Annotated in this window: 3 protein-coding genes; all 3 read right to left on the bottom strand. The window is 75.8% G+C overall.

The window, feature by feature from the left end; translation table 11 throughout:
• Window positions 1–555: glycosyltransferase (locus tag HW578_RS25615; RefSeq protein ID WP_198373537.1), on the bottom strand; the 555-nt coding region annotated here is incomplete at its 3' end.
• 4 nt (window positions 556–559) lie between these two features.
• Window positions 560–1,753, bottom strand: a complete 1,194-nt coding sequence (locus HW578_RS25610; protein ID WP_198373536.1) for a DegT/DnrJ/EryC1/StrS family aminotransferase — start codon at window positions 1,751–1,753, stop codon at window positions 560–562.
• Between the two features lie 39 nt (window positions 1,754–1,792).
• The coding region (locus HW578_RS25605) for a sugar transferase (protein WP_198373535.1) at window positions 1,793–2,330 on the bottom strand (538 nt) is incomplete at its 5' end.

Raw genomic sequence — 2,330 nt, 5'->3', positions numbered from 1 at the left:
GCCGCGCGCGCGCGCCGTCCCGGCCATGCCCTCCGACAGCGCCACCACCGCGGCGGCGCGCCGGCAGGCGGCATCGGCCAGGCGGTCCATTGCCGAGAGCACGGGGCGCGGCACGCCGCCCAGCGCGCGCGGCACCTCCGGCCAGGGGTCGCGGATCTCGAAGACGAAGGGCGTGCCGCGCATCGCCTGCGCGATCAGCGCCGGGATCGCGACCGTCAGTGGCGTGGACGACGCGACCACCAGGTCGAACCGCGTCCGCATCGCCAGCGACGCGGCGCGCGCCGCGAAGCGCAGGAAGGCGCCGGTGCGCGCGCGCAGCGGCATGGCATTGCCGCAGGGGATGTCGAATTCCACCACCCGCACGCCGCCCACCTGCCCCTCGCGCCGGCCGCGCCGGAACGGACCATCGAGCCCGCTGACCGCGCCATCGTAGCGGCCGCAGGCGAGCGTCACCGCGTGCCCACGTGCCGCCAGCGCGCGGGAGAGTGAATCGCTGCGCGTCGCCGTGCTGCCGCCCGGCCCCGAATGGTGCTGGTGCAGGTACAGGATACGCACGCGCTCAGCCGCGCCAGCAGGCGCGGGTGGCGGCGATCACGCGGTCCTGCTCGGCCACCGTCATGCCGGTGCCGGAGGGCAGGCACAGCCCCTGCGCGAACAGCGCGCGCGCCACCGCTCCGCCGGCCGAGGGCGCGTCGCGGAACACCGGCTGGTCGGACAAAGGCTTCCAGACCGGGCGGCTTTCGGCGCCGGCCGCCTCCAGCGCGGCGCGCACCCGGTCGCGCGTCGTGCCGGCACGGACGGGATCCACCAGGATGGCGCTCAGCCAGTGCGTCGCGCGGCCCCACGGCGCCTCGGGCATCGGCGAAAGGCCCGGCAGGTCCGCGAGGCCCGCCGCGTAGCGTGCGAAGATCGCGCGCCGTGCCGCCACGCGCCCGGCCAGCACCGCCACCTGCGCGAGCCCCACCGCTGCCAGCACCGAGGACATCCCGTAGGCATGCCCCGTGGTGGAATGCTGGTAGTGCGCCGCCGGGTCCTTGGCATGGGCCGCCAGGTGCCGCGCGCGCGCCACCAGCACGGGGTCGTCCGAGGCCAGCGCGCCGCCGCCCCCGGCCGTGACGATCTTGTTGCCGTTGAAGGAGTAGGCCGCGAGGCGCGCCCCCCGGCCGGCCGGCCGGCCGCGCAGCGTGGCCCCCAGCCCCTCGGCGCTGTCGCTGAGCACCGGCACGTCGTAGCGCCCGCAGGCAGCGAGGATGGCATCGAGTTCGCTGGCCTGGCCGTAGATGTCCACCGCCACCACCACGCGCGGCAGCCGCCCGGGCCGCGCGGCGGCGCGCAGCTCGGCGCGCAGCAAGTCCGGGTCGAGCGTCCAGGACCCGGGACAGACATCGAGGAAGCGTGGCACCGCGCCCATCTGCACGGCGGGGGCGACAGTCGCGATGAAGGTGAAGCCCGGCGCCCAGACCTCGTCGCCCGGCGCGATGTCCAGCACCCGGTAGGCCAGGTGCAGCGCCGCCGTGCCCGAGGCCGTGGCGAGCACATGCGCGAAGCCGGTGGCCGCGCCGACCGCGGCCTCGAAGGCGGCGATGGCCGGTCCTGCCGGTGCCACCCAGCCGCTGTCGAGCACGCTTCGCAGGTGGTCGATCTCGTCGCCCGCCAGGTGCGGCGCCGAGAGGTGGATGCGCCGTGCCGCGGCGGCGCCCGCGCCGAAGGCCGGTGCGGTGGGCGGCGGGCGGGGCGATACCAGGTAATTCACGTGATGAGTATATTGCTATCCTACCAAATCAACCAAGAGTTATGATCGATCGTCTCCGCGAAACGCAGGCATGCTCGCGTGCCCGGGTGCGGACGCGCCACGCCCAGACACCGCCAGCGCCGCACAGCGCGCCAGCAGCGCCAGGTCGTGCGCGAGGCGCGGCCGCGCCTCGGCATAGCGCGCATCCAGTTCGAGCCGCGTCTCCCACGCCACCGCATTGCGCCCGGCCGCCTGCGCGAGGCCCGCAAGCCCCGGGCGCAACCGCAGGCGCAGCGCCTGGCGCGGCGAATAGAGCGGCACATAGCCCATCGGCAGCGGCCGCGGCCCGACCAGGCTCATCTCTCCGCGCAGCACGTTCAGCAACTGCGGCAATTCATCGAGTGCGAGCGCCCGCAACACGGCGCCGAGGCGCGTCATGCGCGCGGCGTCCTCGCCGTGGCCCTCGCGCAGCGTGCGGAACTTCAGCACGGTGAAGGGCGCCCCGCCGCGGCCCGCGCGGGCCTGGCGGAACAGCACCGGCGCGCCGAGCGCGATGCGCACCGCGACCGCCACCAGCAGCAGCGCCGGCGCCAGCAGC

It is taken from the genome of Roseomonas rosulenta (assembly GCF_016106005.1).
Taxonomy (GTDB): domain Bacteria; phylum Pseudomonadota; class Alphaproteobacteria; order Acetobacterales; family Acetobacteraceae; genus Neoroseomonas; species Neoroseomonas rosulenta.
Note: the sequence above shows the minus strand (reverse complement) of the source record. Positions and strands in the feature narration are given on the sequence as shown.